Raw genomic sequence first — 1,218 nt, 5'->3', positions numbered from 1 at the left:
CCTAACAGTGTTTTTTGTTCCGAAGTCATATCAACAGGAACAGTTACTTTTCTCATTCTGTTTCCTCCTTTGTATAAGAGAAGCTCTCCCCAAATAGAGGAGAGCTTGTACAAACTCTTATGTTAGATTGTTGTAACCCAAGAAGCGATGTCGTACGCTTTGATCATGATAAAGCCTCCAATTGCCGCACAAGCCAAACCAAGCATAGCTTGTGTACGGTTTTCCGGGTTTTTCCCTTGTGCACCTGATAGTTTAATACTTGCGAATACAACACAAGCAACTACCCAAATACCACCAAAACCAATCAATGTTTTTACAAGGGTATTCATGCTATTTTGAACGGTTTGGGCATTCGCACCGCTACCTTTTCCAATACCACTCGTAAAACTACTTTTTGCCAGTAAGAAATCTCCTACTGATGTTGTCATAAGTTTTGCAGACAACCAATTCAACATAATTCCTGCACCTCCGGGTGTTTTTGYTCGCAAAACGCAAAAAGACCCCAATACACGCACACGTCCCCTAAGGACATGGCGCATATTGAGGTCTTCTCTTATATGCGAACTGATTAATTTTTATTTTATTGTTAAATCCTATTACGTTTATATTATAGCAATGCGATTTTTAAAAAACAAGACTTTCTTTACATATTTAACAAAAATAAAAGCAAGATAGACATTTCTTCTGCCATCTTGCTTTTATTTTTGCTTATTGTCTTTGTTTGGATCATATAAGACCATTTGAATTTGGAAAATGTCACTGTCCGTAATACCTAAAACATTCTTTTCTTCTTTAAATGAACGCCATGTTTCTATTTTTATGGATTTTGTAGTTTTGTAGTTTTGTCCTTTAGCGTATACACATGTACATAAAATGCTTCTTTTTTCTTTTGCATAATAAACTCCATTTTACTACAGTATAACAAATCAYATATCTATRTAAAAATTACACAATTATTTATTATATTATGGAGTAATATACATTGATTAATCTAACTTCTCTACTTCTCCTGTTCACAAATAATAAAGTTGTTAAAAAATAATAAAGTCATTTAAAAAATAAAATAGATATTCAAAAAAATGGTATTAATTGTCATTAGCACTCTTTATCCTGTATTATAAAAATAGTAATATTATAATAATCTTATAGTTAATAAAAGGATAATATAGGAGGAGTTGTCATGAAAAACTTAAAAACGGCTATGACATTGGTACAATC

The 1,218-nt window shown here is 32.0% G+C and carries 1 protein-coding gene and 1 pseudogene; both read right to left on the bottom strand.

What is annotated here, in order from left to right; genetic code table 11:
- Positions 1-122: 122 nt before the first annotated feature.
- Entirely contained in the window at positions 123-539 is a 417-nt protein-coding gene (locus AC1DJR_RS30410; protein WP_477004303.1) for a hypothetical protein, read from the bottom strand.
- 159 nt (positions 540-698) lie between these two features.
- Positions 699-895 (bottom strand): annotated as a pseudogene (locus AC1DJR_RS30405) (hypothetical protein).
- Positions 896-1,218 lie beyond the last annotated feature (323 nt).

It is taken from the genome of Bacillus sp. 05T31 (genome assembly GCF_056396725.1).
The sequence above is the reverse complement of the archived record's forward strand: the minus strand, read 5'-3'. Positions and strand labels throughout refer to the sequence as shown.